The sequence below is a fragment of the Microbacterium sp. SCN 71-21 genome, from assembly GCF_001725695.1.
Taxonomy (GTDB): Bacteria; Actinomycetota; Actinomycetes; order Actinomycetales; family Microbacteriaceae; genus Microbacterium; species Microbacterium ginsengisoli.
Window position 1 is genome coordinate 1 of record NZ_MEGA01000029.1, and the last position, 26,060, is coordinate 26,060.

Here is a 26,060-nt window from a genome sequence, read left to right on the forward strand (position 1 = left end):
CTCGACGACCTCGGTGGTGTCGTCGCCCGACGCGTTGTCGACGATCACGACGTGGCCCGGTTTCGGATCCATCGCGATGATGCTGTCGAGGAGCTTCGACAGCAGCGCCGACCGGTTGTAGGTGACGATCGCGATCGTCGCCGACGCGGGGTCGAACGAGGTGGTGGCGGGCACGTCGAAGGCAGGGGATGCGGCGGCCATAGCCCTCACATCCTACCGAGCCTTCCTCGCCACTCCCACAGCGACTGGTGCTCGTAGGCGCGCGTCGCGCAGACGACGAGCAGCAGCCATCCGAATCCCGAGAGGGCGAAGCTCTCGAAGAAGGAGTAGACGATGAGGGCGACGAGCACGAGCGGCGTCCACGCGTAGACGACCGAGCGCCGGTTGGATGCGTCGATCCATGAACGCACGAAGGCCGTCGCGCAGAGCGCGAAGAAGAGGACGAACCCGATCCAGCCGAGTTGCAGCAGCGCGTCGAAGAAGGCGTTCAGCGCCGACAGGTTGGTCGTGCCCAGGCTGGCGTTGATGGCCGAGAACGGCATGTCTCCGGGGATCCACGGTCCGAACCAGCCCCATCCTCGGAAGGGGTGGCTGCGCACGAATCGCAGCACCGTGAGCCACAGGTCGTAGCGTGCGTTGATGTCGTTGTCGGCGCCGATCAGGGTGATGAGGCGCTGGCGCAGCAGGTAGGCCAGCACGATGCTGGCGAGCACGGCGGCGCCGAGGGTCCACTGCACGGCGGACCGATACGGCGCCCGTGTGTGCCGAACCATCAGCAGAACGGATGTCGCCACCGCGCCGGCGATCGCGACGACCAGCACGATCGGCGATCCCGTGAGGAGGGCGAGCGCTCCGGCGAGCAGCACGGAGCCGAGCGAGAGCCACGGGGAGACCGTGTTCGCTCGCCACTCGATCACGAAGGTCACGATCGCCATCACCGCCGTGAACCCGAGGGCGTTGCGGGTGCCGAAGATGCCCTGGATGGGTCCGAGCGAGGCGATGTTGCCCTGGATGCCGAGGACGTCGATGGGATGGTCGAGGAAGACACCCGCGAGCAGTTCGAGGGCGAGCGAGAGCACGAGCACGATGCGCGCGACGTTGGCGAGCGCGTGCACGACCTCGAGCGTGTCGCGGGTGTTCGCGATCGCGACCCCGACGAGCGCGATCGCGACGATCGAGACCGCTGAGACGAGGCCGGCCTGAGGGTCGGTGTTCCACAGCAGGCTGAGGGCGGCCCACCCGACGAATCCGACGGCGAGCGGCGTGGTCAGCCGGGGGAGGGAGATGACGCGTCGGTGGGCGAGGAGGACGGCCACCGCGAGCACCGACAGCACCGCCACCATGGTGACGTAGGTCGCGATACCCGCTGTCCGTTCGATGACAGTGCGGCAGCAGACCACCAGGAAAGCGGTCATCGTGAAGGCGTGCGCGAATCTGTCGGAGCCGAGGAGCGTGGTCAGGGGGTGTTCGGGCGGGCGGGCGGAGGCGGCATCCGTCATCGAGACCGCCATTGCTCAGAGACGGCGCCGCGCGCGGGCGCATCGCCGGTCACGCGCGGCGCGCGCTTGATCGCGAACGTCACGGCGACGACGAGTGCCCACGCCGAGGGCGGCAGCCCGGCCGGCGAGGTCGCCGAGTGGATGAGGGTCACCGTCAGAGCGAGGGTCGGCACGAGTGTGAGCGCCGAGTAGGGACGGTCGTCGCGGATGTCCCATCTCGGTCGGTCCACGCCGAAGAACCACGATCGCCACACGGCGCCGGCCAGTGCCGCGGCGCCGAGCACCGTCGCGACGGGGCCGGCGGTGAGCCAGAGGCCGCTCCACGCCGGAGCGATGGTCACCTCCCGCGGCCACAGCACGACCACGATGAGCGAGAGCACCACGGCGGCGGCCGTGTACGCGGCGTACAGCGGCGTGCGTCCGCCGAAACGCCGCACGGTCCGCATGAGGAGCTGGGTGGTGAGCACGAGCCCGACCGCGAGTGCGGCCGCCGCGCCCGCGGGCGACCAGGCGTGCACGAACATCACAAGCTGCAGCGCCAGGACGATCCCGCGCACCCCGCGCCGTGATGCCCGAGCACGCAGCAGGGCGCCGGTCGCGATGAGGCCGGTGAGGGCCGTCGCCGCGAGGACGTCGGGGGATCCGAGGCCACCGGTGATCGAGCCGAGACGCCAGAGCGATCCGTCGCTCACGAGGAGCCCGGTCGCGCCCTCGAGAGGTCCGCGCAGCACGGTCGCCGCCCACGCCTCCAGCGCGAGTCCGGCCCCGAGCACCCACGACGCCGCCGACGAAAGCGCGATCACGAGCTCGACCCACGTCAGCACACTCGCCAGGAAGAGGCCGTGCACCGCGGCGGACGCGAGAGCGAGTGCCGCGGGCCAGAGCGTCGCCCGATCGGGGGAGAGGGCGATGGTCGTCGCCGCGACGACGACGAACGCGAGCGCCGCCCACGGCAGCCGGCGCCAGGCGAGGCGCCCGCGGCCGAAGAGCCAGATCGCGAGCGTGGCCACGAGCGAGGCGGCGAGCAGCAGCTCGGCGACGTCGGGGCCGAGCAGCGATGCCCAGAGAGGGAGACCCACCAGGATGACGAGCGCGACGAGGCACCACGCGCGCAGCAGCAGGTGCGGGGTCGTCTCGCGGAGCGGGGCGGCGGGCGGCGCGGCGATCGGGTGTCTCGAGTGCACGGCCATCGTGATCTCAGCGTAGTCGCGCCCGCCTAGGCTGACAGGGTGATCGTGACGCTGTCCAACGCTCCGCGCGACTACGCCTGGGGTTCGAGTACTCTCATCGCCGACCTCGAGGGCCGTGCGCCGTCGGGCCGGCCCGAGGCCGAGACCTGGTTCGGCGACCATCCGGCGTCTCCGGCGCTCGTCGGCGCACCGGGGTCCCCGACGCTCGACGCGTGGCTGACGGCGCGCGGCGAACGCCCCCTCCCGTATCTGCTGAAGCTCCTCGCCGCCGCGGCGCCCCTCTCGATCCAGGTGCACCCGTCGAAGGCCGAGGCCGAGGCCGGGTTCGCCGCGGAGGAGGCGTCGGGGCTCGCGCGCGATGACGCGGCGCGCAACTACCGCGACGACAATCACAAGCCCGAGATCCTGGTGGCGCTGAGCGCCCGATTCGACGCGCTGGCAGGGCTGCGGCCGGTCGCGGCATCCCGGGCTCTCGTCGAGGCGCTCGGTGTCTCCGCTCTCGCCGACCGGCTCGCCGGGAAGGACGATGCCGACGTGCTCGCCGCCGTGCTCGCGTGGGTGCTGGGCGAGGGTGACGAGGTCGCCGCCGCGGTCGGTGCGGCGCTGCAGTCCCCGGATGCCGCGGCCCGCGCGGCGTTCGCCGCCGAGCCCACCGCGAGCCTCGAGGCCCTCACCCGCGTCGCGGCGATGAATCCGGGCGACCCCGGCGTCGTGGTCGCGCTGCTCATGAACCACGTGTCTCTCGGCACCGGCGAGGCCGTCTACCTGCCGGCCGGCATCCTGCACGCCTACCTGTCGGGCCTCGGGGTGGAACTGATGGCCGCGAGCGACAATGTGCTGCGGGGCGGGTTGACGCCGAAGCACATCGACGTCGCCGAACTGCTGCGCATCGTCGACACCCGTCCGTCGGCGCCACCGTTGCTGGCGCCTGTCGTGTCCGGCGCGGTGCGACGCTACGCGCCGGCGATCCCCGACTTCGCGCTCACCCGGGTGAGCCTCGAGGGCGGTGCGGTCGAGGTGCCGATCTCGGGGCCGGCGATCGTGCTGGCGACGGCCGGGACCCCGTCGGTCGCGGGCGGTGAGGCCGCGACCTCCATCGCTCTCGTCCCCGGGGGCGCGGTGTTCCTGACAGCCGATGAGTCCGTCGTCCGGCTGTCGGGCGTGGGTGAGGCGTTTGTGGCTGAGCCGGGTGGGAACGCGGGCTGAAACCTCTGCCAGACCGGCGCGTCGCAAACCTTCGACTCATGGTTGAGTGTTTATGATCCGCGACTTGACCAATCCGAATGACACCGCTGTAATTTACATACGCGCTTCGGGTGGACGCGGAGGGGAGAACGAGATGTCGGCATCGCAGTACCGATCGAGTGTTCCCGGCAACTGGTTCGTCGATCCGGTGTTCCTGGGCGTCCCGGGCGTACGCCGCCCCGAGGTCGACGACGACAATCCGCTCTCGTGGCAGACGGACGCTCTCTGCTCGCAGACGGACCCCGAGGCGTTCTTCCCCGAGAAGGGCGGATCGACCCGCGACGCCAAGCGCATCTGCTCCACCTGCGACGTCCGCGGCGAATGCCTCGACTACGCGCTCGAGAACGACGAACGCTTCGGCATCTGGGGCGGGCTGAGCGAGCGGGAGCGCCGCAAGCTCAAGCGTCGCGCCTGACCTCCACCCAATGCGGCGCCGCTCGGCGCGGCGCGGGGGAGTGCGTCGACGCTCACCTAGGCTGACCACGTCATGCCCGACCGTGTCCACGCTCTCCTCGTCGTCCGCCCCGACGGGCGCGTCCCGGCCGCGGCGCATCTTCGCGCCACGCTCGACGCGCTCTCCCGGCAGACCCGTCAGATCGACGCGCTGACCATCGTCGTGTGCGGTGGAACCGGCGAAGTGCTCGACATCGCCGGGACCTCCGGTGCCGAAGGCGTCATCACGGCGGGGTCGGCCGTCTCGTTCGCGGAGGCCCTGCGGCTCGCGACTGCGCGCCTCTCGGGCGACGCGGTGTGGCTTCTCGCGCAGGACACCGCCCCCGCCCCCGATGCTCTCGCGCGCCTGGTCGGCGCGTTGGAGATCTCCCAGACGGTCGCGGCCGTCGCCCCGAAGGTCGTGAGCGCCGACGACACCGCGCTCATCGTCTCGCTCGGAGAGACCCTCACCCACGGTGGGCGCCGTATCGGCCTGGCGGACGACGAACTCGACCAGGGCCAGCATGACCACGTGGAAGACGTGCTCGGCGCCGACGTGCGCGGCATCCTCGTGCGCACCTCGGTGTGGCGGGCGCTCGACGGTCTCGACGACGCGCTCGCCGGTGCCGACGAGGGGCTGGACCTCGGCATCCGGGCCCGACTCGCCGGGCATCGCGTGACCGTGCAGCCCCGCGCCGTGGTCGCGGTGGCGGGTGATGGTGTCGCCGGTCTGCCGAGCCCCGACACCCGTCGTCGCCGTCGGCTTCGGGCGTTCGCGACCCGCACGGCCCAACTGCATCGGCGCCTCGCGTACGCCCCCGCGGGGGCCGTCCCGCTCCACTGGCTGACCCTGCTCCCGATCACTCTGTGGCGCACGGTGATGCACCTGGTGGCCAAGAGCCCGGCGCTCGTGCTCCCCGAATGGGGTGCGGGTCTCGTCGCCGCCTGGCGGCCCGCCGCGCTCGCCCGGTCGCGTTCACGCATCCGCCGCGCGCGGGTGGCTGCGTGGTCGTCTCTGTCGTTGCTGCGCATCTCCCGCTCGGACCTGCGAACGCGGGTCGAGGCCGACGGTGATCCGGATGCCGCGGCCCGCCCGACGCGCGAGGAGCTGCGCTTCTTCGCGGGTGGCGGAGCCTGGGTCGTGCTGGCCGCGCTCGTGGTCTCCATCGCGGCATTCCCGGCTCTGCTGGCCTGGCCCACGCTCGGCGGAGGAGCACTGGCTCCGCTGTCATCGACGCTCTCGCAGCTCTGGGCGAACGCGTTGTACGGCGCCCATTCGGTCGGATTGGACGCCGCGATCCCCTCCGATCCGTTCTCCGCCCTGCTCGCGCTGATCGGAACCCTCTCTCCCGGGGCACCGTCGCGCGCGCTGGTCGTGCTCTGGATCGCCGCGCTGCCGCTCGCTGCTCTCGGCGGCTGGTTCGCCGCCACCCGGATCACCTCCCGCGACTCGCTGCGCATCCTCGGTGCGGTGCTGTGGGCGCTCGCACCCACCTTCCTGGTGGCGCTCGTCGACGGTCGGCCGGCGGCATTGATCGCGCACCTCGCCCTCCCGTGGCTGCTCTACGCCGGCGCGGTGGCGCATCGGTCGTGGGCCTCCGCCGGCACGGCCTCCCTCGTGATGGTGGTGGTCTGGGCGGCGTCGCCGTCCCTCGCTCCTGCGCTCGTGGCGCTGTGGGTGCTGGCCGTCATCTCCACAGTGGTCGCGCGCGGGGGGCGGGGTGTCGCGCAGGTCGTGTGGACGATCATCCCGGCCGTCGTCGTCTTCCTGCCCCTCGCCTGGGCACAGATCAACGCCGGCACTCCGTGGGGCCTCCTGGCCGACCCGGGCATCACCGTCTCCGGTGGGGCGGGCGCGGATGCCGCGGGTCGCCTGGCGCTCGTGGCCGGATTCCCCGTGGATGGACTCGGGGGGTGGGAGCAGCTCGTCTCCGCTCACCTGCCCGGGCTCCCCACGTGGGCGCCGGCGCTGCTCCTGGCCCCGCTCGCGATCGTGGCGCTGGCCTCGCTGCTCACGCCGCGCTGGTTCGTGGGGGCCGCGGCCCTCATCCTCGTGGTCCTCGGTCTCGGCACGGCGTTCCTCGCCGTCGGGGTGAGCGTCGCGTTCGCCGCCGACGGCACGCCCGTCGCGCTGTGGCCGGGCGCGGCTCTCAGTCTGGCGTGGGCGGGGGTCGTCGGCGCTGCGCTCGTCACGCTCGATGCCGGGCTGCCGGTCCGGGCCGCGGCGGCACGCGGCGTCACGATCGCCGTCCTGGTCGTGCTCGGCGCGGCAGCCGTCCTGCCGCTGCTCGCGTCCGAGCGGCGTGGCGCGCTCGAGATCACCAACGGCCCCGACTCGACGGTGCCCGCCTTCGTCGACGCGCAGACCCGTACCACGCCGAACGTCGCGACCGCCGTCGTCACTCCGCTCTCCTCGGGAGCGATCTCTCTCGACGTCGTCTGGAACGGCGGCGCCACCCTCGACGGCCAGTCGACCCTGCTCGCCACGCGTACGTCGGCGTCCGGGGCGTCCGTCCAGTTCGCCGGTCTGGTCGTCGACACACTCTCCTCCGGCGCCGACGCTCCGCTCGCGGCGCTCGCCTCCGCCGGTGTGGGATACATCCTCATCCCGACGCTGCCGGGCTCTGAGACCGACGCGGCTCGCGCGACCCGTCTCGCCGCAGCCGCCGCCCTGAACCAGAACGCGCAGCTCGCGGATGTCGGCCTCACTCCCAAGGGGGAGCTCTGGGCCGTGCGCGCCGGGGTCGTGCCCCGAGCGGATGCCGCGGCATCCGTCACCGCCACTGCCACGCTGGTCGGGGTGGGGCAGCTCGCCATCGTCGTCATCGCGCTGCTGCTCTCGCTGCCGACCGCCGCGTCTCGGCGACTCGCCCGCCAGACCCCGCGTGTCGTGGGTCCGCGCGCTCGGGAGGACGACCGATGACCCGCGAACGCGTCGTGTTCTGGGCGGCCACGTCCACGCGTCTGATCGTGGGCGCCGCCGTCGCCGTGGCGCTCGTCCTCGCCGTGGGTGTCGCCGCGGCTGCGCCCTGGCCGATCGTCGCCGCGGACAAGTCGGCCGTCACGGCGGCCCCGGCCGCATCCTCGACGACGCTTGCGTGCACCGGCCCGCTCATCGGGGTGGGGCGCAGCTCCACCGACATCGCCGCCTTCGACAACGCGGGTCCGGTCGCGGTGACGACGGCGTCGGCCTCGGGTGGCGACCCGGTCCTCGGACGGGTCTCCAGCCCGGCCGTGCCCGGCTCCGCGCCGGCCACGATCACTCAGGCGCCGGCCAACGGCGCTCGCGTCGGCGTGGCCGCCGCACAGTCCGGCTCGGTGAGCGCCGACGATCTGCGCGGATTCGCCGCCAGCGCCTGCACCTCGTCTCGCTCCCAGCAGTGGCTCGTGGGCGGTGCCGCGACGACCGGATACGCCGATGTCGTGGTGCTCACCAACCCCGAGGACGTACCGGCCACGGTCGACATCACGGCCTACGGCTCGCAGGGCGCGCTGAGCCCGACCGGCGGTCAGAACCTCGTCGTCCCGGCGCGATCCCAGCGCGTGCTGCCGCTGGCCGGCCTCGTGCCCGGCGAAGAGGCTCCGGTGCTGCGCGTGAGCGCCACGGGCGCCGCCATCGTCGCCGCCCTGCAGTCGAGTCTCACCCGCACCCTGCTCCCTGGTGGGATCGACCAGATCACCGCGACAGCGGAGGCAGCGACACGGGTCGTGATCCCCGGAGTGACGATGCCGTCATCGGCCGTCGGCGCCCAGGGCTCGTCGCCGGTGACGGTGCTGCGCGCCCTCTCAGCCGACGTCGCGACGACGGCGACCGTGACGGTCGCGGCGGTCGGCGGCGGCCAGCTCTCGACACGGCAGATCCCGCTCGCGGCCGGGATCCCCACCGAGCTGGAGCTTCCGGGCCTCGCGGCCGGAAGCGTCACTGTGACCGTCACCGCGTCCGCCCCGGTCGTCGCCGCCGTGTGGCAGGCCACCGGACTCGGTGAGGGTTCGGATTTCGCGTGGTACTCCGCGGCGCCGAGCCTCACCGACGATGCGATCGTCGCCGTCGCGGCAGGCCCGTCACCGGTGCTCACCATCGCAGCGGGCGAGGCCGCGGCATCCGTCACGCTCACTCCGACATCGGGCGGCTCGGCGACCACCGTGTCCGTTCCCGCGTCCGGGTCCGTCGCCGTCCCGGTGGTCAGCGGCGCCGGTTACGTGCTGTCGGCGAGCGCGCCCGTGAGCGCGAGCGTAGGCTACAGCGCCACCGGGCAGCTGGCGTCCTACCCGGTGGCGGCGTCGGCCAGCCAGACCGCGCAGGTCACGGTCATCGTCGATCGCTGAGACAGCTCAGAGGAAACGGAACCGCTCGGGCCCGAGATCCCACGGATCGCGATCGAGGTACTCTGCGGCCGCACGGAACACGCAGCTCTCGACGATCATGCGCCGGTGGTGCTCGTCGTTTCGATGGAGCCTGCTCATCCGCTCGATGGGAAGCCGATAGAGCACGATGCGCTTCTGTGTCGCATCGACGCTCCACCGCGGCACTCCGGTCGGCGTCTCGGCGGACGGCAGGTCCGCGATCTCGAACCGCACCTCCCGCAGCTCCTCCCATGCGCCGCGCAGGAATTCCGCGGTGCTCCCGACAGCGAGGTCGAAGCGGTCGACACGCGTCTCGAGCGGGGGAAGCGGCGGGCGGACGACGGCGCTGCGGCCCTCGCGGCCGTGTCGTCCGTGCCGGCTGGGCAGCGCACGGGCACTGCGGCGGGAACGTCGACGCATCATTCGGCTAGCCTAACGAGCCGTCGGCCGCACCGATTTGTCCCCCGATCTACCTACAGACAGGTCACAGGGTCGCCCGTAACCTACGGTCGGGGCGTACTTTGACCATGCTCGGGGATAAGGGGTGGCGTGGGCTCGCTCAGGCAACGAGTCGTTGCCGCCGTCCTCGCGGTGTCGGTGATCGGAATGGGACTGGTGGCGCTGATAAGCGCGCCCGCCACCGCCTCCTCACGCGCCGCAACGACGGTTTCCGCGAAGTGTGACGCCGACGTCGTCTTCATCGGCGTGCGCGGCACGGGAGCGCCGGCCGGCACCGATTCGGGCGACGGTGGGCGCACGTGGAACGACGGCGGATTCGGCCAGGTCGCGGGGCTCGCGGCGCGGTTCACGATGGATGCCTCGGCCTCCGGGACGACCGCCTGGGTCGAGAGCCTCGACTACCCGGCGTCGCTGGACGGCTTCTACCTCGGCAGCATGAACGAAGGCGCGCGGGCCCTGAAGGCCGAGCTGGACGAACTCGCCGGCTGCGCCACTCCGCCCAAGGTCGTGCTCGCCGGTCACTCCCAGGGTGCGCACGTCATCCTGCAGACCCTTGCGCCGCAGAACGAGTTCGGCGCGGCCAGCGGATTCAGTCTCACCGCGCAGGAGCGCGCGATGATCACGGGTGTCGTGCTGTTCGGCGATCCGAGCTACGTGCCCGGCGAGCCGTGGAATGCTCCCGGTTCCGGCACCGGATGGGGTATCTTCCCTCGCAGGGCCGAAAGCCTCGCGATGCTCGCTCAATACACCTGGGAAGACACCCCTGCGGGAGCGAGCCAGCCGCAGACGACCTCCAAGATCCGCTCGTACTGCGTCGCGGGAGATGCATTCTGCCAGAGCGGTCTTGCCCCCAACGCGATCGAGCTCCACAACGATTACATGGTGGATTTCACGAATGACGCTTATGCCTTCCTCCAACGCACGCTCCGCGCGCACTGACGGCTCGGTACCGTCCCTCGCGACGCACCTGCGTGTGGCGCGGGCCACCGGCATCCTTCTCGTCGTGCAGCTGCTGGTCGCCGCGGCGGGCTCGTTCTTCGCCTGGTCGACCTGGTGGCTGTCGCCGTCGTGCGCCCCGGGCTGCAGCACGGCGCCGGTCTACTGGAACACCGTGGTCTACACGATCGTCGCGGTCGTGCTGTGGCTCGTCGCCGCGGCGGGAGCGGTGGCGTTCAAGGCGCACGGTGCGCGCACCGCGTGGTTTCCGATCGCAGGCTCTGCGATCACGGCGGTGCTCGCGCTCGCCGTGTATCTCTGGAACGTCGCGGCCTTCGGCGGCTGAGCCCGGCGCGGCAGCGTCGGGCGATGCGCGACCGCGCGTAGGGTCGAGCCGTGCGAGGGCGACTGTGTTCGAAGATCGGGTGCGCCCGGGAAGCCGTCGCGACGCTGACCTACGACTACGGCGACCGGATGGCCGCTCTCGGCCCGCTGGGACGCGCGGGTGATCCGCACGCGCACGACCTGTGCGCGGCGCACACCGAACGCCTGTCGGTGCCGCAGGGGTGGGTCGTGCTGACCCACGACGCGCTGGCCCGCTGACACCGACTCGTCACGTCGCGTTCTTTTTTGATTCACTCAAAAACAGCGCTAGCGTTGGGGGTGTGCCCCACATACACGACAGCGACGCGGATGCCGCCATCCGGCGAGCGGGGCTGCGGGTCACCGAGACACGGCGCGCGGTGCTCGCCGCCGTGCGCCCGGACGAGCACCTCGGCGCCGACGACGTGTTCGCGCGCGTGCGCGACGCACTGCCCGGCACGAGTCTGCAGTCGGTCTACAACGCGCTCGGCGACCTCAGCGGCGCGGGACTCCTGCGACGCATCGAGCCCGCCGGCCACCCCGGGCGCTACGAACGGCGGGTGGCCGACAACCACCACCATCTCGTCTGCCGCTCGTGCGGGCGCATCGAGGACGTCGACTGTGTGATCGGCGAGGCGCCCTGCCTCCAGCCCGACGACACGCGCGGCTTCGTGCTCGACACCGCCGACGTGACCTTCTGGGGCTTGTGCGCCGCGTGCGCCGCCCCCGCAGACATCCCCCAGACCCCCACGAAAGGAACGAGATGACCGACATCACGACCGGCTGCCCGGTGCCCCACGACGGCGCCGATGAGACGCGCCTTCCCGTCGGATCCGCCCCCGGCGACAGCGCACCCGAGGGGCGCCTTCCCTCGCCGACCGCGGGCGACGCGAACCGCGTGTGGTGGCCCGAGCGCCTGAACCTGCGCATCCTCGCGAAGAACCCCGCGGTCGCGAACCCGGTGGGCGAGGAGTTCGACTACAAGGCGGCGTTCGAGGCGCTCGACCTCGCCGCTGTGAAGGCCGACATCGCGAAGGTGCTCACCACCTCCCAGGACTGGTGGCCGGCCGACTTCGGCAACTACGGTCCGCTCATCATCCGCATGGCATGGCACAGCGCCGGCACCTACCGCATCTTCGACGGCCGCGGCGGCGCCGGGGCCGGGCAGCAGCGCTTCGCGCCCCTGAACAGCTGGCCCGACAACGTCAATCTCGACAAGGCGCGGCGCCTGCTGTGGCCGGTCAAGAAGACCTACGGCCAGTCGATCTCCTGGGCCGACCTCCTGATCCTCGCCGGCAACGTCGCGCTCGAGGAGATGGGCTTCCGCACGTTCGGCTACGCCGGCGGGCGCGTCGACGTCTGGGAGCCCGACGACGACGTCTACTGGGGGCCCGAGACCACCTGGCTCGGTGACGAGCGCTATTCGGGCGACCGCGACCTGGAGAAGCCCCTCGCCGCCGTGCAGATGGGTCTCATCTACGTCAACCCCGAAGGTCCCAACGGCGAGCCCGACCCGCTGAAGTCGGCCCGCGACATCCGCGAGACGTTCCGCCGCATGGCGATGAACGACGAGGAGACGGTGGCCCTCATCGCCGGCGGCCACACCTTCGGCAAGACGCACGGGGCAGCCCCCGACACGACCGTCGGGGAGAACCCCGAGGGTGCGCCGCTCGAGCAGCAGGGCCTCGGTTGGAAGAACACGCACGGCACCGGCACGGGCGACGATACGATCTCCAGCGGGCTCGAGGTCACTTGGACCTATCACCCGACGCGCTGGGACAACGAGTTCTTCCACATCCTCTACGGCTACGAGTGGGAGCTCTTCAAGAGCCCCGCGGGTGCGTGGCAGTGGCGTCCGAAGGACGGCGCCGGAAGCGACCTCGTACCGCTCGCGCACTCCGACGGCCGTCGCGAGCCCCGCATGCTCACCAGCGACCTGGCGCTGCGCTTCGATCCTGAGTACGACAAGATCTCGCGTCGCTTCGCCGCCGACCAGGACGCCTTCTCCGACGCCTTCGCGCGCGCCTGGTTCAAGCTCACCCACCGCGACATGGGTCCCAAGGTGCGCTACCTCGGCCCCGAGGTGCCCGCCGAGGAGCTCATCTGGCAGGACCCGGTGCCCGCCGTCGATCACGAACTGATCGACGGGGCGGACGCGGCATCCCTCAAGGAGAAGATCCTCGCCTCCGGGCTCACCGTGTCCGAGCTCGTCTCCACCACGTGGGCGGCGGCGTCGACCTTCCGTGGCGGCGACAAGCGCGGCGGCGTGAACGGTGCGCGCATCCGCCTCGCGCCTCAGAAGGACTGGGAGATCAACAACCCCGCCCAGCTGCAGAAGGTGCTCGCCGTTCTCGAGGGCATCAAGGCGGCGTTCGACGCCGATGCGCCCGCGGGCAAGCGCGTCTCGCTCGCCGATCTGATCGTGCTCGCCGGCAATGCCGGTGTCGAGAAGGCCGCGCGCGAGGGCGGCGTCGAGGTCGAGGTGCCGTTCCACCCGGGACGCACGGACGCGAGCGTCGAGCAGACCGACGCCGAGTCGTTCGAGTACCTCGAGCCCGCGGCCGACGGTTTCCGCAACTACCAGCGCCGCGGACTGACGCTGCGCGGCGAGTATCTGCTGATCGACAAGGCGAACCTGCTCACCCTCAGCGCGCCGGAGACCACCGTGCTGGTGGGCGGTCTGCGTGTGCTCGGTGCCAACTGGGACGGCTCGGCGCACGGCGTGCTGACCGACCGGGTCGGCGTGCTCACGAACGACTACTTCGTGAACCTGCTCGACCTCGGCACCACGTGGGCTCCGATCGATCCCGGCTCGCACGCCTTCCAGGCGACGTCGGATGGCTCGGGCGAGGCCCTCTGGACGGCGACCCGCGCCGACCTGGTGTTCGGCTCGAACTCGGAGCTGCGTGCGGTCGCAGAGGTCTACGCGAGCGACGACGCGACCGAGAAGTTCGTGCGCGACTTCGTCGCGGCCTGGACGAAGGTCACCGAGCTCGACAGGTTCGACCTCGTCTGAGCCACGACGCGCGGCGGTCCGCTCCCTTCGGAGCGGGCCGCCGTTCGACTACTCTGGAGTGATGATCCCGCCCTCCGGCCTCACCGCCGCCGGCGACGGAGAACAAGGACGACACCTCGCATGACTTCCCGCATCCTCGTGGTCGATGACGACACCGCGCTCGCCGAGATGATCGGCATCGTGCTGAACACCGAGGGATTCGACGCGGAGTTCTGCGCCGACGGCGGTGCGGCCGTCGCCGCCTGGCGGTCGGTGCAGCCTGATCTGGTGCTGCTCGACCTGATGCTGCCGGGCATGGACGGCATCGAGATCTGCACGCGCATCCGCGAGGAGAGCGGGGTGCCGATCATCATGCTCACCGCACGCACCGACACCGCCGATGTCGTGCGCGGACTCGAGTCGGGCGCCGACGACTACATCGTGAAGCCCTTCAACCCGAAGGAGCTCGTCGCCCGTATCCGCACCCGGCTCCGGCCGACTCCCGCCGCTCCGAGCGAGTCGTTGCGCATCGGCGATCTGACCATCGACGTCGCCGCGCACGAGGTGCGCCGCGGTGACGCTCCGATCGCGCTCACCCCGTTGGAGTTCGAACTGCTGACGGCGCTCGCCGGCAAGCCGCAGTTGGTCTGGTCGAGGGAGATGCTCCTCGAGCAGGTGTGGGGATACCACTACAAGGCCGATACGCGGCTCGTCAACGTCCACGTGCAGCGTCTGCGCGCCAAGGTCGAGCGCGACCCCGACAACCCGCGCATCGTGACCACGGTGCGCGGTGTGGGCTACCGCGCCGGCGCGATCGTGTGACGACATGAGCGGGTCCGCGCAGCGTTCGCCGGTCGATCGTCTGCTGGTCGCGTTGCGCGGGTGGCGGGAATGGCCGCGTCAGCTCGCCGGCGTGTGGCGCCACTCGCTTCGGGTGCGCACCGTCGTCGCGACCGTCGCCCTCACCGCGCTCGCCGTGATCGCGGCGTGCGTCGGGCTCGCCCTCGCCATCCAGAACGACCTGTTCCAGTCCCGGTTGCAGCAGGCGCTCGGTGACGCGAGCCGCGCGCGCATCGAGGCGCAGCGCACGCTCGACTCGTCCGAGACGCAGGGCGACAGCGTGAACGTGCGCAACCTGATGAACAGCGTGCTCGTGACGCTCTCGCGTCAGTCCTCGAGCGATCTGATCGCCGCGTTCCGCACCGACACCGCGCCCTCCTCGATCGCGCCCCTCGACTTCACCTCCACCGGCTTCCCGACGAGCGCCCCGTCCCCCGAGCTGCGGTCGCAGGTGCAGAGCAGCTCCAGCGCGCAGTTCTGGCAGTCGGTTCCGGTGACGCTGGCCAACGGCTCGACGGTTCCCGGCATCGTGGTGGGCCAGCAGCTGACGGTGCCCGGGGTCGGCGCATACGAGTTCTACATCGCCTACGACCTGAGCGCCGCCGCGCAGACCCTCGCGTTCGTGCAGGGCATCCTCTGGATCGTCGGCTTCGCGCTCGTCGCCATCATCGCGGGCATCTCCTGGCTCGTGCTGCGCTCGATCACCGTGCCGGTCGCGCAGGCCGCGGAGACCAGCGCCAAACTTGCCTCCGGCGACCTCGACGTGCGCCTGAACGTGCGGGGAGCCGATGAGCTCGCGACGCTCGGTCGGTCGTTCAACGCGATGGCCGACAGCATCCAGTCGCAGATCAAGGAGCTCGCCGACCTCTCCCTCGTGCAGCAGCGCTTCGTGTCGGATGTGTCGCACGAGCTGCGAACACCGCTGACGACCATCCGGCTCGCCTCCGATGTGCTCGCCGACCGGCGCGACGACTTCGAGCCGGCGGCCGCGCGTGCCGCCGAGCTGCTCTCGACCCAGGTCCAGCGATTCCAGGTCCTCCTCGACGACCTGCTCGAGATCAGCCGGTATGACGCCGGTTCGGTGCAGCTGGAACGCGAGCCCACGAGCATCGCCCAGCTCGCCGAGGACGTGATCGGCTCGATGCAGCAGCTCGCCGACCAGCGGGGGAGCGAGGTGCGGCTCGTCGCGCCCGGCGGCTACTCCCTCGTCGATCTCGATCCTCGACGGGTGCGTCGCATCGTGCGCAATCTGCTCGGCAACGCCATCGAACACGGTGAGGGGCGTCCGATCGTCGTCACGGTCGACAGCAATCAGGATGCTGTCGCCCTCGGTGTGCGCGACTACGGTCTCGGCATGCGGCCCGAGGACGTCGAGCGCGTGTTCGACCGGTTCTGGCGTGCGGATCCGTCCCGGCGGCGCACGATCGGCGGCACCGGCCTCGGCCTGTCGATCTCCCTCGGCGACGCGCGGCTGCACGGCGGCACTCTCGCCGTGTGGTCGGACCTCGGGCGCGGGAGCAACTTCGTCCTCACCCTCCCTCGCCGCGACATCGACGGGGAGCTCGTGTCGCCGGTCGTCGTGGACGTGTCCGACGAGACCTCCGTGCTCGACAGTCTCGGTCTCACCGAGCCGATCGCGGTGCTCGCCCCCGAGCGTGACGCGAAGGAGAAGCGATGAGGCGCGGCATCCGCTCACTCGTGCTCGTCGGCGCGCTGACTCTCGCGCTCGTCGGGTGCGCGGGACTGCCCATGACGGGAGCCGTGCACGAGGGGCTCTCGAGCACCGCCGAGCCCGATGTGCCCGACGTGCAGTTCAAGCCGAACGGTCCGCAGGTCGGCGCGACCCCCGAGCAGATCGTGGACGGCTTCCTCAACGCCGGCTCCGGACCCGCCGGCGGGTGGGCCACGGCGCGGGAGTTCCTCACGGGCACGGCAGTGGACAGCTGGCGCCCGGATGCGGGGGCGACCGTCGACGTGCTCTCCGCACGCTCGATCGCCGTCGCGTCGTCGGATCAGAGCTCGGCGACCGTCACCGTCTCGCTCTCGCCGACCGCGACGGTCGACGGCGAGGGCGCCTACACGGCGGTCGCCGAGGCCGCTGCTCCGCCGCTCACGTTCACTCTCACCAAGCTGCCGGCGGGGTGGCGCATCACCTCGGCCCCGAACGGCATCGTGCTCGATCAGGACCTCTTCAAGAGCGTGTTCCGGGCGTACTCGCTCATGTACTACGACCCGACCTGGACGTTCCTCGTGCCGGACGTGCGCTGGTTCCCGACCCTCAACGCGTCGACGCGCATCGCCGCGGCCCTCATCAACGGACAGCCGAGCCCCTGGCTCGCCAAGAGCGTCGTCTCGGCGTTCCCGGAGACGGTGTCGCTGGGGAGCCCCTCGGTGCCGGTCGTGAACGGTGTCGCGCAGGTGGACCTCAAGGAGTCGGCTCTCACGTCGGATCAGACCACGCTGTCGCGCATGCAGGCACAGCTCACCGACAGTCTCGCCTCGACCGGGCAGGTGACGTCGGTGACACTCTCGATCGCCGGTTCGGCCCTCGACGTGACTCCGGCGCCCTCGCGTGACACCCGCGTCGACTCCCGCACTCTCGCCCTCACCGCCAAGGGCTTCGGCTTCATCGCCGCCGGGCAGGTCGACGAGCTGCCCGGCGTCTCGGCGGCGGTGGCCGCTCTCTCCCCGCGTTCGGTGGAGCTGAGCGACGACCGGACGACGGCGGCGGTGCTGGCGGGCAACGGCGCGGTGACCCGGGTGGATGCCGCCGGCCCCGCAGCCCTCGACCAGCGCGCCGGACTCATCGCGCCGTCGATCGATCCGTTCGGCTACATCTGGAGTGTCCCGCATACGTCGCCGTCCGCGCTCGTCGCGGCGGGGACGGGGGCGACGCGCATCGCGATCTCATCGCCGTGGGGAGGTGCGAGCCGCGTGGATGCGCTCCAGGTCTCGCGCGACGGCACACGCATCGCTGCGCTCGTCATCTCGGGGGGCCGGTCGGTGCTCATGGTCGCCGGCGTCGTGCGCGACGCGCAGGGGGTTCCGAAGTCGCTGGGTGACGCCGTCACACTGCTGAGCTTCCCGGCGGGCGCGAGCGACGTCGCCTGGCTCGACGAATCGACGCTCGGAGTGATCTCGGGCAGCGGCTCGACGGCGCAGTTCGCCACCGTGCAGATCGGCGGCGTCGCCACGACCGTCGACGCCCCGCCGGGAGCCGTGGCCATCGCCGGCGTGAACGTGCCGACCATCGCCCGTGTGCTCGATTCCAACGGCACCGTGTTCATCCGATCGGGCACGACCTGGCAGCAGGACAGCACGGGCGTCTCGGTGCTGGGCACCCAGCAGGGGTCGCCGCTGACGAGCCCCTGATTCCTCCCCCGCACGGATCTGGAGCGCGGTGTCCTCCGTCTCGCCGGACCCGCACGCGCGCCCGGCGGGTGTCTCGGAGGATCGTCGCATGACGATGAGCGGATGGGCGGAAGCGCGCTGGCTGGTGCGTGAGGCGTTCGCGGATGCCGCGGCCCTCGCCTTTCCCGTGCGGTGCGCCGGGTGCGGCGCAGACGGCCGGGTTCTGTGCGCCGCGTGTCGGGTCGCGCTCGTGCCGCGCGTCTCTCGACGCACTCTCGAGGGCGGTCTGAGCGTGTGGAGCGGGGGAGAGTTCGACGGGATGCCCGCGCGGGTGCTACGGGCGGCGAAACAGACCGGGCAGGGTGCTCTCGCGGCGGGCCTTGCGCCTCTGCTTCGCGCATCCGCCGAGGCTGCGGCGTCTTCGGCTGCGGTCGATGTGATCGTCCGCGTCCCGAGCTCTCGCGCCGCTGTGCGCCGGCGCGGCTTCGTTCCGCTCGAGCAGATCGCGGCGCGCGCCCGGCTGTGCACGACGGGAGGGCTCCGTGTCGTGCGCCCGGTGGCCGATCAGCGCGGTCTCGACGAGGCATCCCGTCATCGCAACGCCGAGGGGAGCATGCGCGTGCGGCGCGTGGTGGCCGGGCTGCGCGTGCTCGTCGTCGACGATGTCGTCACGACCGGAGCGACGCTGCACGAGGCCGCCGCGGCCCTGCGGGCTGCGGGTGCGGTCAGCGTCGTCGCGGCGACCGTGCTGCAGACCCCGCGGCGGCGCTGATCAGCGTGTGCCCCAGTTGTAGGACTGCTTGCGCAGCTCGAGATAGACGAAGGTCTCCGAGCTGAGCACACCGGGGAGGGTGCGGATGCGGGAGTTCAGCAGCTCGCTGAGTTCGGCGTCGGACTCGCAGACGACCTCGATGACGATGTCGAAGCTGCCCGCGGTGAGGACCACGTAGTCGACGGCTTCGAGCTTCTCGAGCGCGGCCGCGACGATGCGGGTGTCTCCGCTGACCCGCAGGCCGACGAGAGCCTGACGCGGGAACCCGACCTGCAGCGGGTTGGTGACGGCGACGATCTGCATGACGTCGCTGTCGATCAGCTTCTGCACGCGCTGGCGCACTGCCGCCTCGCTGAGCCCCACCGCGGCGCCGATGCGCGCGTAGGAGCGCCGGCCGTCCTCCTGCAGCTGCTCGATGATCAGCTTGGATGTCTCGTCGAGCGCGTCGCGTCCGGCCATGCTCCTCCTCCGCGGTCGAGGTCGTGGACTCCACGCTACTGCGGATTCCGACGCTCGGAAGGGTACCGGAATCGCGATACATGTGAAATCTATGTTTCAGCCGACGATATCCGTAGTCTTTCGCCATAGTTGCTGACAGGATCGGGAGTCCCGAGAGAGTTCCGCACCGCACAGAGGAGTCATCATGCCCCGAGGTCCGCTGCCCGAAGATCCCACCGTTCGCGCGCTCATCGCGCAGGCGCGTGCGTCCCAACTCACCCGCCGTGGCTTCGTCGCCGGCGTCGGCGGGCTCTCGCTCGCCGCCTTCCTCGCCGCCTGCACCGGGCGCGTCGGCGGCGGCACCGGCGGTGCGTCGCCCAGCCTGACGCCCGCCACCGACATGTCCGACACCGTCAAGCAGCTCACCTGGGCGAACTGGGCCTTCTATCTCGACGAGGACGACAAGGGCGGCTACCCGACCCTCGAGGCCTTCCAGAAGGACACCGGCATCACCGTCAACTACGACGTCGCCGTCGACGACAACAACACGTACTTCGCCAAGGTTCGCGACCAGCTCGCGCTCGGCCAGGGGATCGGCGCGGACACCGTCTGCCTCACCGACTGGATGGCCGGCATCTGGATCCAGTCCGGGTTCACCCAGGCGCTCGACAAGTCGAAGCTCCCGAACGTCAGCGCCAACCTCGCGGCGAGTCTGCAGAACCCCGGATTCGATCCCGGTCGCGCGAACTCCGTGCCGTGGCAGACCGGCTTCGCGGGCGTCGCATGGAACAAGGAGAAGGTGCCCAACGGCATCAAGACCCTCGACGATCTGTGGGACCCGGCGTTGAAGGGGCGCGTCGGCGTGCTCAGTGAGATGCGCGACACGATCGGCCTGATCATGCTCAGCCAGGGCGTCGATCCGTCGAGCTCGAGCTGGGGCGATGACCAGTTCAACAACGCGCTCGACGCCTTCCAGAAGCAGGTGACCGACGGTCAGATCCGCAACATCAAGGGCAACTCCTACGCGGACGACCTGAAGAACGAGGACACCCTCGCCGCCATCGTGTGGTCGGGCGACATCTCGTCGATCAACGCGGAGGTGGGGGACAAGTTCGAGTTCGCTCTGCCCGAGTCGGGCGGCACCCTGTGGGCCGACAACTTCCTCATCCCGATCGGCTCGACTCAGAAGTCGAACGTCGAGAAGCTGATCGACTACTACTACCAGCCCGAGGTCGCCGCCCAGGTCGCCGCCTACGTGCAGTACGTCACCCCGGTGCAGGGCGCCCAGGAGGCCATGGCGCAGGTCGATGCGTCTCTCGTCGACGACCAGCTGATCTTCCCCGACGCGGCCACGCTCTCGAAGGCGCACATCTTCCGTCAGCTCACCAACGCCGAGCAGCAGAAGTACAACGCGGCCTTCGAAGCCGTCGGGCTCGGGGCCTGACCCGTGGCGGCGACGTCCTTCGGCGAGGCCGGGGCCGACCTCGAACTGGTCGGGATCCGCAAGGAGTTCCCCGGGTTCACCGCGATCGAGGAGCTCGACCTCACGATCCCCGCGGGGTCGTTCTTCGCCCTCCTCGGACCTTCGGGGTGCGGCAAGACGACGACCCTTCGGCTCGTGGCCGGGCTCGAGGACCCGAGTGCCGGGCGGATCCTCATCGGCGGCGCCGACGTGACCGCGGTGAAGCCGCACAAGCGTCCCGTCAACACGGTGTTCCAGAGTTACGCGCTCTTCCCGCACATGACCGTGCTCGAGAACGTCGCGTTCGGCCTGCGCCGTCGTCGGGTCTCCGATGCGCTCGCCAAGGCGCACGAGGCACTGCGCCTCGTGGAGCTCGACCACGTCGCCGAGCGCAAGCCGAGCCAGCTCTCCGGCGGCCAGCAGCAGCGCGTGGCGCTCGCGCGTGCGGTGGTGAACCGGCCGGCCCTGCTGCTGCTCGATGAGCCGCTCGGCGCGCTCGACCTGAAGCTGCGCCGACAGATGCAGCTCGAGCTGAAGTCGATCCAGGCCGAGGTGGGGCTCACGTTCCTGCACGTGACCCACGATCAGGAGGAGGCCATGACCATGGCCGACACGGTCGCGGTCATGAACAAGGGGCGCATCGAGCAGCTCGGCAGCCCGACCGAGCTCTACGAGCTGCCGCGCACGGGATTCGTGGCCGGCTTCCTCGGCCAGTCGAACCTCATCACCGGCGACGTCGAGTCGACGGCCGGAGGCATCGTGACGGTGCGCACCGCCGGGGGCGTGCTCGCGGTGCCGGCCTCGCGCGCTGTGTCGACCGGCGGGCGCATCACGCTCGGCGTGCGTCCCGAGAAGCTCCTGCTGCACGCGACGGCGCCCGCCGCCGACGCGGATCAGAACGTGCTCGGTCCCGGTCGCATCACGGATGTCTCGTTCACCGGCGTCAGCACCCAGTACCTCGTCGAGGTGCCGGGTGTCGGCACGGTGACCGTCTTCGCGCAGAACCTCGTGTTCGGTGCGGTGTATCCGGTGGGCGTCGAGGTGTGGGTCGCCTGGCACCGGGAGCACACGTTCGGGCTCGACAGCGATGCCCGTGCCGACGCCGCCGAGGGCGACGAGCTGGCGGCCGCGGCATCCGTCTCGTCGGACGAGGCCGCCTGAGATGGCACTGTCCGCACTCGCCCCGGCGGGGGGTGCGACCGCGAAGCCGGTCTCCGCGGCGCGCCGCGGCGGGGTCGTCGCGCTCGCGCTGCTGATCCCCGGGCTCGCCTACCTCGCCCTGTTCTTCCTGGTTCCGTTCGTCTCGCTCGTGATGACCTCGTTCGGTGTGTACGACCCGAACGAGTACGGCGTGTTCTCCTACGGCTTCCAGTGGCAGTCCTGCGCTCATTCTGGTTCGCGCTGCTCGCGACGGTGTTCGCGCTGCTCATCAGCTACCCGATCGCCTATTTCATCGGAGTGCGGCTGCGCGAGCGCGTGCTGCTTCGCAACCTGCTTCTCGTGTTGGTGATCGCGCCGTTCTTCATCTCGTTCCTCCTGCGCACGCTCGCGTGGAAGCAGATCCTCTCGGACGAGGGCCCGGTCGTGAGCTCTCTTCAGTTCCTCGGCCTCATGGGTTCGCAGGATCACCTCACCGGCACCGCCTTCTCGGTCGTGTTCGGCCTCACCTACAACTTCGTGCCGTTCATGACGCTGCCGCTGTTCGCCTCGCTCGAGCGGCTCGACAAGCGGCTCCTCGAGGCGGGCAGCGATCTGTATGCGAGTCCGGCGACGACGTTCTGGCGGGTCACGTTCCCGCTCACCCTTCCGGGCGTCGTGTCGGGCACCCTGCTGACATTCATCCCGGCTGCCGGCGACTATGTGAACGCAAGCCAGTCGTTCCTCGGCAGCGCGTCGACCTCGATGATCGGAAACGTCATCCAGTCGAACTTCCTCATCACCGTGAACTACCCGCAGGCGGCGGCGCTCAGCATCCTGCTGATGCTCGTGATCGTGGTGATCGTCGGCATCTACGTGCGCCGTTCGGGAACGGAGGACCTGCTGTGAGTGCGTCTGCTCCCACCCGCCGCCGGTTCGGACTCGGCCGTTGGCTGCTGCCGACCTACGTGACCGTCGCGTTCGTCCTGCTCCTGATCCCGATCGTCTACACGTTCGTGTTCTCGTTCAACGACGCGAACCGCTCGAACATCTCGTGGAACGGTTTCACGTTCCGCAACTGGCTGACCGTGTGCGACCAGCCCGACGTCTGCGTCGCGTTCGGCAACAGCATCGTGGTGGGTCTGACGGCGACGGTCATCGCGACCATCCTCGGCACGATGATCGCGATCGCCCTGGTGCGCTACCGGTTCCGTGCCCGCTCGGCGATCACGCTGCTGCTGTTCCTGCCGATGGCGACGCCCGAGGTCGTCATGGGTGCAGGACTCGCCGCCCAGTTCCTCACCGCCGGGGTGCCGAAGGGGCTCGGCACCATCATCATCGCCCACGCGATGTTCTGCCTCAGCTTCGTGGTCGTCACGGTGAGGGCGCGCGTGCTCTCGCTCGACCCGGCTCTCGAGGAAGCCGGTCGCGACCTGTACGGATCGCCCAACCAGGTCTTCTGGCGGGTCACCTTCCCACTTCTGCTCCCGGGCATCGTGGCGGCGGCGCTGCTGAGCTTCAGCCTCAGCTTCGACGACTTCATCATCACGTACTTCACCTCGGGCAGCACCCAGACGTTCCCGATCTTCATCTACGTCGCCGCCCAGCGCGGGTTGCCGCCGCAGGCGAACGTGATCGCGTCCTCGGTGTTCCTGCTGGCGATCGCGGCGGTCTTCATCTACCAGGCCATCGCCTGGCGCAGAGCGAAGAAGAGCGCGTGAGAATCGGATGCCGCGGGGCTGGGGCCGCGGCATCCGACAACCTTTCCTCGCCCTGGGCGTCGCATTCTGAACACATGCGAAACGCGGGGTGACAAGTCCGCGACCTCGGACTACCGTGGGGGCACCAAGAAGGTGACGGCCGGTCCGCCCCTTTCCGGGCGGGCCCGGAACTAGGAGGTCAAAGATGGACACCAGCATCGTCGGCGTGGGCGTGGGAATCACGGACCGCTTCCGTACTGTCGTCGACGACAAGGCCCCCCGCATCGAGAATCTCGCGCCCCGCGCGCAGCGGCTCGACGTCAAGGTCACCAACCGTCCCTCGCACGGCGGGCGCGGCGAGCACTCCACGGTGGAACTCACCCTCACCGGCAAGGGACCGATCGTGCGGGCGGAGGCGGTCGACGACGACAAGTTCGCGGCGCTCGAGGTCGCTGTCGACAAGCTGTGCGAACAGGTGCGGCGTGCCAAGCAGAAGCGGGTCGACTCGCGAAATCATCCGCGGGGCGCGACGTTCGACAAGGGAACGGGCGCGCTCGAGGGCATCGATGTCGAGCCGGCGTCCGTCGAGGTGCTGCGCGCCGTCGCGACGGGGGAGATCCCGGTGGTGGGCGAGGACGCGGCCGATGACGAGTATTCGCCCGTGGTCATCCGCACGAAGCTGTTCGATGCCGAATGGATGACCGTCGAGGAGGCCGTCGATCGCATGGAGCTCGTCGGGCATGACTTCTTCCTGTTCGTCGATGCCCGCACCGACCACCCGAGCGTCGTCTACCGCCGCAAGGGCTGGGACTACGGTGTCATCTCGCTCGGCACGCAGGCTGCTCCCGGCGCGGAGCAGCTCGCATCCTGAGCGCCTATCCGACGACGATGCCCGGGCCGTGAGGTCCGGGCATCGTCGCGTGCGGGGTCCGGCGCGAGGCGAGCGCCGAGCGGGCGCGGTGAGATGTCAGTCGAAGATGTCGCCGATGAGTCCGCCGATGACGAGTCCGCCGAGGATGCCGCCGACCGCGTCGCCCATGCCGCCGCCGCGTCCGCCGCGGCCTCCCCAGCCGCCTCCCCAGTCGTTGCCTCGCGAGTTGTCGATGTCGCGCTGCGCGAGGGCGAGCGCCTCGCTCGCGAGCTGCGCGGTGCGGCGCGCGTGCCGCAGCGCCGGCTCACGCGACTCCTCGCCCGAGGGGAGCGCATCGATCTCGGCACGGGTGCGCTCGGCCTCGGCGAGGCGCGTGCGGGCGTCGGGGCCGATGTAGCCGCGGTGCGAGGAGATGACGTTCGCGGCGATCGCGAGCTGCCGATCGGCGTCGTCGATCGCGTGGCGCACGAGGTCGGGCGACGGGAGAGGGTTCGCGGCGCGGGCCTGCGCTTTCGCGATGACGTCGTCGAGCGCCGTGTTCGCCTCGCGGAGTCGGGTGAGCTCGCGGAACGGGTCGGTCTTCGTCCCGGTCGGCGGGAGCGCCGAGAGCGCGGCTTCGAGCGCCGAGGTCGCCGCGGCCACCTCAGGGGTCGCGGGTGCGTTCCGGGCGCGCACGATGTCGCCGCGCGAGTCGGCGATCACGTCGGCGAGCGTCGACTCGGCGCGCAGCGCCTCGATCTCGAAATCGTCCACGCCGTCGAGCAGCGACTGCGCGCGGCGCACCGACTCGGTCGCGGCCTCGAGCGCGAGGTTCGCCTCCTCGGCGTTGCCCGCGGCGCGGCGGCGGGAGGAGACATCCGCGCTGTGCAGGGCGAAGTCGAGCACCTGGGATGCCTCGTCGGGGGCGCCCTGCACCTGTGCGAGCGCGCTCGGGGCGTACCGCGCCGCGAGGCGTTCGACGCTGTCGCGCGCGCCGGGGATGCGGGAGCGCAGAGTCTCGGCCGAGGTTCGCACTCCCGCGAGCACCTCGGGGGCGCGCCGTACCCGTTCGACCGCGTCGCTGAGGGCGGCGGTGCGCTCGTCGAGCAGGTCGTCGGCCCACGCGCACAGCTGCACGATGCGCGCATTGCGCGTGCGCAGTTCTTCGACGGTGTCGGGGATCTCGTCGTGGTTGAGCTGGTTCAGGTGGAACGCCTCGCCGAGATGCGTCCGCACGGCGCCGAGCGCGTCGCGCAGCCCCTGGGTCGCGGCCGGTCCCAACTCGGCCTCCGCGAACTCCAGTTCCTCGGTCGTCACGCGGATGCGCTCGTCGACATCGACGAGCGCGCGGCCCGCCTGATGCGACAGTTCGGCGTCCTGGGCGGCAGTCGCCGCATCCTGCTCGCGCTTGCGTCGTCCCCAGAAACCTGCCATTCCTCGATCCTATGGGCGGGTGCGCGGCGCCCCTCTGGGTGTTCGCCGAGGGCGGTCAGGCGATCGCTGTGGCCTTCGGCGGCCGTCCGCGTCGCGGCGGTTCGGTCTCGAGGGCGAGTTCGAGCGCGCGGGGAGGATGCTGCGTGAGTCGGCCTTCCACGTGGTCGAGCCAGCGCACCTCGGCCTCGGCCTGGAAGATGAGCGCATCCGCGACGAGCAGCCACGCCAGCTCTTCACCGCTCGGGTCGCCGTCGCTGCGCTCGCCGCTGCGCTGTGCGCGTCGCAGCTCCTGCAGGTGGGCCAGCGACGCCCGGCGTTGCGTCTGCACGATGGCGGTGACGTCGACGCCGGGGAGGGTCGCGGCGAGTGCGAGTTTGATGGGCAGCTCGTCGCGCGTGCCGGTGGCGCGGGCGACGGGTGCGGCCAGCCAGTCGCGCGCTTCCGTGCGGCCGGCGTCGGTGATCGCGTAGAACACGTGCCCGTGTGCGTCGGTGTCGCCCTTGGCGACGAGGCTGTCGCGTTCCAGGCGTTCGAGCGTGTTGTAGATCTGACCGACGTTCAGGGGGGATGTCCCGCCGGTGCGGCGGTCGAACTCCGCGCGCAGCTGGTAGCC

At 70.8% G+C, this 26,060-nt stretch carries 25 protein-coding genes; 18 read left to right on the top strand and 7 right to left on the bottom strand.

Annotation, left to right across the window (positions count from 1 at the left end; all coding sequences use genetic code 11):
- From ABT08_RS06190 to ABT08_RS06200, 3 genes are all read right to left on the bottom strand, one after another.
- A partial coding sequence (locus ABT08_RS06190) for a glycosyltransferase family 2 protein (protein ID WP_288114268.1) occupies positions 1-201 on the bottom strand: 201 nt, incomplete at its 3' end.
- Positions 202-206: 5 nt separating this feature from the next.
- On the bottom strand, positions 207-1,499 hold the full coding sequence (locus ABT08_RS06195) for an O-antigen ligase family protein (protein WP_288114269.1): 1,293 nt from the start codon (positions 1,497-1,499) through the stop codon (positions 207-209).
- A complete protein-coding gene (locus ABT08_RS06200) occupies positions 1,496-2,689 on the bottom strand; it encodes a hypothetical protein (RefSeq protein WP_273189661.1) in 1,194 nt (397 codons plus the stop codon). Before ABT08_RS06200 ends, ABT08_RS06195 begins: the two co-directional genes overlap by 4 nt.
- Before the next feature lie 39 nt (positions 2,690-2,728).
- Between ABT08_RS06200 and manA the strand changes: the two genes are divergently transcribed.
- The 4 genes from manA to ABT08_RS06220 all read left to right on the top strand — a co-directional run bounded on the left by manA (position 2,729) and on the right by ABT08_RS06220 (position 8,692).
- On the top strand, positions 2,729-3,895 hold the full coding sequence (gene manA, locus ABT08_RS06205) for a mannose-6-phosphate isomerase, class I (RefSeq protein ID WP_288114271.1): 1,167 nt from the start codon (positions 2,729-2,731) through the stop codon (positions 3,893-3,895).
- Between the two features lie 133 nt (positions 3,896-4,028).
- The gene (locus ABT08_RS06210) at positions 4,029-4,349 is read left to right on the top strand and encodes a WhiB family transcriptional regulator (protein ID WP_048808915.1); all 321 of its coding nucleotides are present in this window, start codon (positions 4,029-4,031) and stop codon (positions 4,347-4,349) included.
- A gap of 72 nt (positions 4,350-4,421) precedes the next feature.
- Positions 4,422-7,289 carry a glycosyltransferase gene (locus ABT08_RS06215; protein ID WP_288114273.1) on the top strand — a complete coding sequence of 956 codons (2,868 nt, stop codon included), beginning with the start codon at positions 4,422-4,424 and terminating at the stop codon, positions 7,287-7,289.
- Positions 7,286-8,692: a DUF5719 family protein gene (locus ABT08_RS06220; protein ID WP_056518928.1), complete on the top strand. Its 1,407-nt coding sequence runs from the start codon at positions 7,286-7,288 to the stop codon at positions 8,690-8,692. Before ABT08_RS06215 ends, ABT08_RS06220 begins: the two co-directional genes overlap by 4 nt.
- A 6-nt stretch (positions 8,693-8,698) precedes the next feature.
- Here the strand turns inward: ABT08_RS06220 and ABT08_RS06225 are convergent, their stop codons facing one another.
- Positions 8,699-9,133, bottom strand: coding sequence for a metallopeptidase family protein (locus ABT08_RS06225; protein ID WP_416361461.1), 435 nt, complete (start codon positions 9,131-9,133; stop codon positions 8,699-8,701).
- A gap of 192 nt (positions 9,134-9,325) precedes the next feature.
- On the opposite strand from ABT08_RS06225, the gene ABT08_RS06230 reads away from it, so the two are divergent.
- The 9 genes from ABT08_RS06230 (at position 9,326) to ABT08_RS06270 (ending at position 18,426) form a co-directional block, all read left to right on the top strand.
- Positions 9,326-10,108, top strand: a complete 783-nt coding sequence (locus tag ABT08_RS06230) for a cutinase family protein (protein ID WP_288114274.1) — start codon at positions 9,326-9,328, stop codon at positions 10,106-10,108.
- Between the two features lie 34 nt (positions 10,109-10,142).
- Positions 10,143-10,451 carry a hypothetical protein gene (locus ABT08_RS06235; protein WP_288114275.1) on the top strand — a complete coding sequence of 103 codons (309 nt, stop codon included), beginning with the start codon at positions 10,143-10,145 and terminating at the stop codon, positions 10,449-10,451.
- Between the two features lie 50 nt (positions 10,452-10,501).
- Entirely contained in the window at positions 10,502-10,708 is a 207-nt protein-coding gene (locus ABT08_RS06240; protein WP_048808919.1) for a DUF3499 family protein, read from the top strand.
- 62 nt (positions 10,709-10,770) lie between these two features.
- Positions 10,771-11,235: a Fur family transcriptional regulator gene (locus ABT08_RS06245; RefSeq protein WP_200930831.1), complete on the top strand. Its 465-nt coding sequence runs from the start codon at positions 10,771-10,773 to the stop codon at positions 11,233-11,235.
- Positions 11,232-13,484: a catalase/peroxidase HPI gene (gene katG / locus ABT08_RS06250; protein WP_045248278.1), complete on the top strand. Its 2,253-nt coding sequence runs from the start codon at positions 11,232-11,234 to the stop codon at positions 13,482-13,484. Before ABT08_RS06245 ends, katG begins: the two co-directional genes overlap by 4 nt.
- 120 nt (positions 13,485-13,604) lie before the next feature.
- Positions 13,605-14,285, top strand: a complete 681-nt coding sequence (mtrA, locus tag ABT08_RS06255; protein WP_056518926.1) for an MtrAB system response regulator MtrA — start codon at positions 13,605-13,607, stop codon at positions 14,283-14,285.
- Positions 14,286-14,289: 4 nt separating this feature from the next.
- Complete coding sequence (gene mtrB, locus ABT08_RS06260) at positions 14,290-15,981, top strand: MtrAB system histidine kinase MtrB (RefSeq protein ID WP_288114276.1); 1,692 nt, start codon at positions 14,290-14,292, stop codon at positions 15,979-15,981.
- Positions 15,978-17,675 (top strand): LpqB family beta-propeller domain-containing protein, encoded by a 1,698-nt coding sequence (locus ABT08_RS06265; protein ID WP_288114277.1) that lies wholly within the window; start codon positions 15,978-15,980, stop codon positions 17,673-17,675. Before mtrB ends, ABT08_RS06265 begins: the two co-directional genes overlap by 4 nt.
- An 88-nt stretch (positions 17,676-17,763) precedes the next feature.
- Positions 17,764-18,426, top strand: coding sequence for a phosphoribosyltransferase family protein (locus ABT08_RS06270; RefSeq protein ID WP_235557390.1), 663 nt, complete (start codon positions 17,764-17,766; stop codon positions 18,424-18,426).
- On the opposite strand, the gene ABT08_RS06275 is transcribed toward ABT08_RS06270, so the two are convergent.
- Entirely contained in the window at positions 18,427-18,885 is a 459-nt protein-coding gene (locus ABT08_RS06275) for an Lrp/AsnC family transcriptional regulator (RefSeq protein WP_045248283.1), read from the bottom strand.
- 184 nt (positions 18,886-19,069) lie between these two features.
- On the opposite strand from ABT08_RS06275, the gene ABT08_RS06280 reads away from it, so the two are divergent.
- The 5 genes from ABT08_RS06280 (at position 19,070) to hpf (ending at position 24,034) form a co-directional block, all read left to right on the top strand.
- Positions 19,070-20,308, top strand: coding sequence for an ABC transporter substrate-binding protein (locus ABT08_RS06280; protein WP_045248284.1), 1,239 nt, complete (start codon positions 19,070-19,072; stop codon positions 20,306-20,308).
- A gap of 3 nt (positions 20,309-20,311) precedes the next feature.
- A complete protein-coding gene (locus ABT08_RS06285; protein WP_045248285.1) occupies positions 20,312-21,487 on the top strand; it encodes an ABC transporter ATP-binding protein in 1,176 nt (391 codons plus the stop codon).
- Positions 21,488-21,697: 210 nt separating this feature from the next.
- The gene (locus ABT08_RS06290) at positions 21,698-22,372 is read left to right on the top strand and encodes an ABC transporter permease (protein ID WP_353743279.1); all 675 of its coding nucleotides are present in this window, start codon (positions 21,698-21,700) and stop codon (positions 22,370-22,372) included.
- Positions 22,369-23,184 (top strand): ABC transporter permease, encoded by an 816-nt coding sequence (locus ABT08_RS06295; protein WP_056206502.1) that lies wholly within the window; start codon positions 22,369-22,371, stop codon positions 23,182-23,184. Before ABT08_RS06290 ends, ABT08_RS06295 begins: the two co-directional genes overlap by 4 nt.
- Positions 23,185-23,368: 184 nt before the next feature.
- The gene (gene hpf, locus ABT08_RS06300) at positions 23,369-24,034 is read left to right on the top strand and encodes a ribosome hibernation-promoting factor, HPF/YfiA family (RefSeq protein ID WP_056206505.1); all 666 of its coding nucleotides are present in this window, start codon (positions 23,369-23,371) and stop codon (positions 24,032-24,034) included.
- Between the two features lie 96 nt (positions 24,035-24,130).
- Here hpf and ABT08_RS06305 read toward each other — a convergent pair whose 3' ends face one another.
- Both ABT08_RS06305 and ABT08_RS06310 read right to left on the bottom strand, forming a co-directional pair.
- Entirely contained in the window at positions 24,131-25,447 is a 1,317-nt protein-coding gene (locus ABT08_RS06305; RefSeq protein ID WP_288114278.1) for a hypothetical protein, read from the bottom strand.
- Between the two features lie 55 nt (positions 25,448-25,502).
- Positions 25,503-26,060, bottom strand: a 558-nt coding sequence (locus ABT08_RS06310) for a PadR family transcriptional regulator (protein ID WP_288114279.1), incomplete at its 5' end; no start/stop codon positions are given.

What these genes read in the sequence shown, in the direction of transcription:
- ABT08_RS06215 (WP_288114273.1), top strand. Translation starts at nt 4,422, where the DNA reads ATGCCCGACCGTGTCCACGCTCTCCTCGTCGTCCGCCCCGACGGGCGC.
- ABT08_RS06265 (WP_288114277.1), top strand. Translation starts at nt 15,978, where the DNA reads ATGAGGCGCGGCATCCGCTCACTCGTGCTCGTCGGCGCGCTGACTCTC.
- ABT08_RS06305 (WP_288114278.1), bottom strand. Translation starts at nt 25,447, where the DNA reads ATGGCAGGTTTCTGGGGACGACGCAAGCGCGAGCAGGATGCGGCGACT.
- hpf (WP_056206505.1), top strand. Translation starts at nt 23,369, where the DNA reads ATGGACACCAGCATCGTCGGCGTGGGCGTGGGAATCACGGACCGCTTC.
- ABT08_RS06225 (WP_416361461.1), bottom strand. Translation starts at nt 9,133, where the DNA reads ATGATGCGTCGACGTTCCCGCCGCAGTGCCCGTGCGCTGCCCAGCCGG.
- ABT08_RS06275 (WP_045248283.1), bottom strand. Translation starts at nt 18,885, where the DNA reads ATGGCCGGACGCGACGCGCTCGACGAGACATCCAAGCTGATCATCGAG.
- ABT08_RS06280 (WP_045248284.1), top strand. Translation starts at nt 19,070, where the DNA reads ATGCCCCGAGGTCCGCTGCCCGAAGATCCCACCGTTCGCGCGCTCATC.
- katG (WP_045248278.1), top strand. Translation starts at nt 11,232, where the DNA reads ATGACCGACATCACGACCGGCTGCCCGGTGCCCCACGACGGCGCCGAT.
- ABT08_RS06195 (WP_288114269.1), bottom strand. Translation starts at nt 1,499, where the DNA reads ATGACGGATGCCGCCTCCGCCCGCCCGCCCGAACACCCCCTGACCACG.
- ABT08_RS06210 (WP_048808915.1), top strand. Translation starts at nt 4,029, where the DNA reads ATGTCGGCATCGCAGTACCGATCGAGTGTTCCCGGCAACTGGTTCGTC.
- ABT08_RS06270 (WP_235557390.1), top strand. Translation starts at nt 17,764, where the DNA reads ATGACGATGAGCGGATGGGCGGAAGCGCGCTGGCTGGTGCGTGAGGCG.
- mtrB (WP_288114276.1), top strand. Translation starts at nt 14,290, where the DNA reads ATGAGCGGGTCCGCGCAGCGTTCGCCGGTCGATCGTCTGCTGGTCGCG.
- mtrA (WP_056518926.1), top strand. Translation starts at nt 13,605, where the DNA reads ATGACTTCCCGCATCCTCGTGGTCGATGACGACACCGCGCTCGCCGAG.
- ABT08_RS06220 (WP_056518928.1), top strand. Translation starts at nt 7,286, where the DNA reads ATGACCCGCGAACGCGTCGTGTTCTGGGCGGCCACGTCCACGCGTCTG.
- ABT08_RS06200 (WP_273189661.1), bottom strand. Translation starts at nt 2,689, where the DNA reads ATGGCCGTGCACTCGAGACACCCGATCGCCGCGCCGCCCGCCGCCCCG.